Here is a 6,000-nt window from a genome sequence, read left to right as displayed (position 1 = left end):
TTTGTTTAGTACGATATAGATATCCAACCGATGGATCAGAAACAGCCTTTAAAACGTACTTTTTCTGCACATCCATACCGCCTTTGAAGTCTGAAAGCTTCAGGTATGTGCCTTCTGCCTCACTATCTGATTTATTCTTCAAAACAAAGGTGTTAATAGGAACTGTTGCTTCTTCAAAGGCTGAATATTCCATTTGAATCAAAGTGGAAATCTGCTTCGTGTTCAAGATGGCTTTTCTAAGTCCTTCATAGGTTTTAATGAACATCCAAACAAACGGCGTCATATAAGCTGCATATCCGTTTGTTGCGGTCATCTCAATATTCTTCCAAATGAAAACTGAGAAAAGATCCCCTGAATAAGGTTTGTAGAATTTCTTCACATACTTCTTGAGATCGCCATTCATGCGATTTAGGTATGGTGGATTAGTTGCCACCACATCAAATTTAGTCTGCAGGATTTGAGCGATCTTTAGGATATTGTGAAGACTATCTTTAGCTGATTGAAGCCCAAATAAATCCAGTTGTGTGGACTCTGGCAAGGAATTTACTGCACTAACAAGCTTATCAAAATCAAATTGTTTGTCGAAGTGCATAATTGAACCGAGTAGTTTGGCTTGTTTAAAAGTCGCGGCAAGCAGTTTTAAATCGTCAATGACCTCTTTAGGAGCTTTCATCTTTTCGAAAGCCTCGTTTGGCACATCATCGACTGTTTCGAACACATGCAGATTATGGTGGACTGACTCGTTTAAGATGCGCCGACTATACTGCCGAGCTTTCATCATTAAAGCAAAGTAAGCCAATTGATAAGCGCGCTTGTCGATCTCTAGACCATACAAATTATGTGCCAAAATCGCACTTGCGGCCTCACGTTGACCATAGCCTTGTTCGATGTACATCTTGATTAGCAAATCAAAAGCATAGACCAAGATATGACCAGATCCCATTGCGTCATCTAAAATTTTTAACTTGGTGATGTCAAATTCATCAGTTCGTTTTTCGATAGGCCCTGGCAGTAAATAGGTTAAAGCTTCCTTAATGGGCGAGTCAGGAAAATATTCAAGGTATAAGCGGCCTAGTGAATTGTCAACCATGTACCGGACAACCCAGTCCGTCGTAAACAGTTGGGTGGCGGCAGGGATGTCGTTTGTCTTGATGGGACCACCATTGATGTTGACTACTTTATCGTGCGGTTCAATGTTGTAATACTGATACAGCCACCCAATAATCTCAACCTGACCACCCTTGTCTACATCAAAATCATCTTCACGAATATCATCCACAAGATCACGAATGACCCCAACCGAATAGCTTGGAGTGAACAAAAAGAAAGTAGGATTATAGCCACGGCTTTAACTGTTAGTTATACTAGAGGCTAGAATACTAGCCGGTGCGTTAATTAGGAGTAGATAAAGTATGGCAGAGGTAGAGATGAAGGATGTCGTCACTGGCATCGAGAAATTGTTTAAAAGCGGGACACATTTTGTCTTTTGGTATGACAAAAATGGTGAGTTTGCTGAAAACATTGATGATTTGGCTCAAGAACTGAATGAGCCAATCGTAGTGATGGCGGTGCGTACGCAATTAAAGACGAAACTCAAACTTATAAAGATTGAAGAAGCTGGTGAAAAGGCGCTTGTTTATGCCAATTTTGCCGAACCCGATATTCACCAAAATCTCTTGACTGATATGATTTTATATTCGAAGAAGTTTACAGCAGACATGAATGTTATGTTGCTGCATGAGCTTGGCTTGCCGGAGACTGAGCTTAGTTTTGTTGAAGATCAGCGTAAGTTTTTTGGCGCAAAGCCCCGGATTGCGCGATTTAAGCAACGTTACCAGCATGGCAAAAATCCCGAGCAAGTGGAATTAGCCGCAATTGCTAAGACGTCTGATCTGCAGCTTTCAAACATTTTGATTGAAGTTATCAAGAATCCGGCATTGTTGGACGGATTCGACAAATATCAATTGTTGCCAACTTTCTGGAGTTTTGTCGATCGGGCGTATGGTTACCACGGCAAACATGAATTACAAGATCTATTGGCGACAATGATGATTAACTTTGCCTATTATCAGATGGAGCTCGACTTGCCAACAAGTCTTCAAAGCTATGAGGTCAGTTATATCAATAATGTCGTATCCTTTATGCTTAATTGGCGTAATCGAAGGGATACTCGAGCGGTTTACAAAAAAATAGCCACAGACGTTTGGCAGCAACTTGATGGCTATCAATTGTTCAAGAACTTGAAGATCTCTGAACGCTTAAAGACGGATACTTTTATTCAGTTTGATCAGCAAGTTGTACAGTGGCTGGTTGAACAGCTTCTGCAAGGCCATCTTGGTGAAGTGATTGACCAAATGAGCTTGCCTGAGATTGCTGGAAAACGGTGCAGGATGTATTTTGCCGAAGAGAATCAACTTGCTTATAGTATGGTCGTTCAGGCCCACAGCATTTTGACGAAACGCGAAATTCACGATACTGGCAAGTTAGATGATCTTATTCATGCTTATATCACTGACGGTTATTTGATTGACACCGCGTATCGCAAATATACGAATGCTTCGGACCAATTGCCTACGTCGCAAGTTGAAGTGTTTGAGAAATTGTCACAGAAGGTCGAAGCTGCGTATAACAATGACCATCTTGCTCCAACGATTCATGATTGGTGCCAAGAGTATGTGCCAAATGTAGTTGAGCCAAGAACCCTTGAGCGGAACTTCTATTCTTCTGTCGTAGCACCTAATAAAGATCGGGTTGTAGTAATCATCTCAGACGCTTTTCGATTTGAGGCGGCTAAAGAACTTCAAGAACGCCTTGATTCGCGCGATGTTTTCGGAACCGACATGCATTATGCGATCACGGGGGTGCCTTCTGTCACTTACTTTGGCATGCCATCACTGTTGCCTAACCAGAAACTGACATATCAAGGCGACAAGGAATTATTGGTGGACGGTAAGAAAGCTGTCAACCTAGAACAACGCTTAGAGATTCTCCAATCTTTAGAGCCTCAAAGTCGGGCCATGCATTTGAAGGATTTTATCTCAATGAGCTTGGCAGATCAGAAAAAATATATTGTTAACCAAAAAGTGATTTATTTTTATCACGATACTGTTGATGCAACTGGTGATAAGCCCGCATCTGAAACGAACGTTTTTCGTGCAGTTGATGATGCGATTGAAGAACTTACGCGCGCAATTGACCGGTTACGTAATATTTCCATTCGAAATATTTATGTAACGGCTGATCACGGGTTTATTTATCGGCGGCATTTGCTTGATTCAACGGATAAGATCAGTTTGCCGGCTGAGGTGGATTTCGAGCAGAAGAACCTGCGTTATGCTATTGGTTCACAGGATTTTGACGAAATCGGTGTTGGTCGTGTCAAGTTAGGGGACATCTTGAACAATGACGATGAGCGAATGGTTTTCTATCCAAGCAACGCGAATGTCTTTTCGGTCCCTGGAGCCGGTCAAAATTATGTCCACGGTGGCTGTTCTCCGCAAGAAATGATCGTTCCAGTGCTACATGTTTTGACGGAAAGCAGAAAGTCGCAGGCAACCTATGTTACGTTATCGGTTACAGATTCCACCCGCCGTATCACGAGTCATGAGGTGATCGTTAACATGCTGCAAAATGACCCTGTTGATGAGACACATCGACCAGCTACTTATGCTCTGTACTTTGTAGATGGGAGTGGGCGGCACATTTCCGGTGAACAAGTTGTCCAAGCAGATAGTACGTCCGTCAATGTTAATGATCGGCTGATTCGTAAACATATCCCGCTCATTGATCAAGACTTTGATCGCGCTGGTCACTATCAGCTAATCATTCAAAACGTTGAGGCGAATACAACAACTTCAATCGACTATCAAATGGATCTCACTGTAGGGGGAGGGTTTGACTTTGACATCTGATGACACGCAAGCTGATTCCGTAAAAAATGATGAAGTGTTGGTCAAGTTGGAACAAAACTTTCCCGGACGATTCGTACGAAAGGACTTGACTCAGAGAATTAAGGAAGGGGCTAATGTGCCAACCTACGTTCTCGAGTTTTTGCTTGGTCAATTCGCTAATAGTTCAGATGAGGAGACGATCGAGCGCGGCGTTGAAAATGTTAAGAAGACCTTAGCGCATAATTATGTCCGCCCTGATGAAGCCGAAAAGGTTAAGTCAAAGATTCGCGAAGATGGCGCCTATACGGTCATTGATAAACTCACTGTTCATTTGAATGAAGGTGAAGATCGTTACGAGGCTAGTTTTAGTAATCTGGGATTAACCGGTGTGCCTGTTGATGAACGCTATGTACAAGATTATGAACGTCTGTTAATCGGCGGTATATGGTCAATTGTGCGCGTTAGCTATGATCATGAAAGTCTCGATCATTTTTCCATTCAGAAATTGAATCCAATTCAAGTACCCTTCGTGGACATGAAGGAAGTTTATGCGGGACGGAAGGCATTTACCACTGATGAATGGTTGGACGTTTTGCTGCGGACAACTGGTATGGAGCCGACTCAGTTCACGGAACGCGAGAAATGGCTGTTATTGTCACGCTTAATCCCGTTTGTGGAAAATAATTATAACTTTGTTGAACTGGGACCTCGTGGAACTGGTAAGTCACACGTTTACAAAGAACTCTCTCCGGATTCCATTCTTGTATCAGGCGGACAAACGACAGTTGCAAATCTGTTTTACAATATGTCGCGGCGAGAGGTTGGTTTGGTCGGCATGTGGGATGTTGTTGCATTCGATGAAGTGGCGGGAATTCACTTCAAAGATAAAGATGGTGTCCAGATCATGAAGGACTATATGGCTTCTGGATCATTTGCCAGAGGAAGAAACGAAATTCAAGCTTCGGCAGGTATGGTCTTTGTGGGAAATATCAATCAAAGTGTCGATGTTTTGTTGCGGACATCAAATCTGTTTGAACCATTTCCAGAGATGATGGGTAACGATACTGCCTTTCTTGATCGAATTCATAATTACCTACCCGGCTGGGAGATTCCAAAGTATCGTCCGGAGTTCTTTACAAAGGGCTTTGGTTTCATCACCGATTACTTTGCAGAGGTTATGCGTGAGTTACGGAAGATTTCATATGCTGACGCCATTGATGAATACTTTTCATTTGGAAAACAGTTGAACCAGCGTGATGTTATCGCTGTTAGAACGACGGTTTCGGGACTAGTGAAGCTTTTATTTCCTGATGGCGTCTTTACAAAAGATGATGTCGCCAAAATTCTTGAATTTGCGATGGAGATGCGAAGACGCGTTAAAGAGCAGCTGAAACGAGTTGGCGGCATGGAATTCTACGATGTTAACTTTTCATATATTGATAAAGTATCGTTTGAGGAGAAGTATGTTTCCGTTCCTGAGTCAGGCTCAAGTTCACTTATTCCGGAAGGGCAAGAGAATCCGGGGCATGTTTATACAGTGGCCTACGATGATAGCAAGCGATTAAGCTTAATTAAATTAGAAACGCAGACAGTACCGGGACTTGGAAGGCTAAATCGCTCAGGTGTTGGCTCTAGTACAAAAGCAAAAGAAGCTATGAATACCGCCTTTAATTATCTTGAAGCCAATTACAAATCAATTGACCAAAGAATTAATGCCGATGCACGGGATTTCTTCGTCAGTGCGACGAATCTAAACAATTCAGCACCTTCTAGTCACATTTCACTAGCAACACTGATTGCACTTGTTTCCATCGCTTTAGGAAAACCAACACTTGATAGGCTTGTCATTCTAGGGGATTTCACGATCGGTGGAACAATTTCGCGAATCGATGACTTGGCAGACACCCTGCAAGTAGCTTTAGATAGTGGTGCTAAGCGAGTTTTGTTGCCAGCTGCTGCAGCTAGTGACATCAGCAGTGTGCCGACTGATCTCATGAGTTCGTTTAATTTAATCTTTTACAATTCTGTGAAGGATGCAGCGTTTAAAGCTCTGGGGGTTGGCTGAATCTAGTGAAATTTATTTGGGGCAGATGGTCTTTTAATGAACAGC

3 protein-coding genes are annotated in these 6,000 nt (G+C 42.5%); 2 read left to right on the top strand and 1 reads right to left on the bottom strand.

The features are described from left to right. Nucleotides 1–1,321 (bottom strand): Eco57I restriction-modification methylase domain-containing protein (locus ACWP87_RS08765; RefSeq protein ID WP_048653662.1); only part of this gene is annotated, 1,321 nt, incomplete at its 3' end. A 91-nt stretch (nt 1,322–1,412) separates the two neighbouring features. Between ACWP87_RS08765 and pglZ the strand changes: the two genes are divergently transcribed. Together pglZ and brxL are read left to right on the top strand one after the other, a co-directional pair. After that, complete coding sequence (pglZ, locus tag ACWP87_RS08760) at nt 1,413–3,911, top strand: BREX-1 system phosphatase PglZ type A (RefSeq protein ID WP_014569895.1); 2,499 nt, start codon at nt 1,413–1,415, stop codon at nt 3,909–3,911. Further along, on the top strand, nt 3,901–5,955 hold the full coding sequence (brxL, locus tag ACWP87_RS08755; protein ID WP_014569894.1) for a protease Lon-related BREX system protein BrxL: 2,055 nt from the start codon (nt 3,901–3,903) through the stop codon (nt 5,953–5,955). Before pglZ ends, brxL begins: the two co-directional genes overlap by 11 nt. Nucleotides 5,956–6,000: the final 45 nt, after the last annotated feature.

It is taken from the genome of Lacticaseibacillus sp. 22, from assembly GCF_055413445.1.
Note: the sequence above shows the minus strand (reverse complement) of the source record. Positions and strands in the feature narration are given on the sequence as shown.

Bases quoted from the DNA above. Each gene is read 5' to 3' on its own strand.
- pglZ (WP_014569895.1), top strand. From the start codon at position 1,413: ATGGCAGAGGTAGAGATGAAGGATGTCGTCACTGGCATCGAGAAATTG.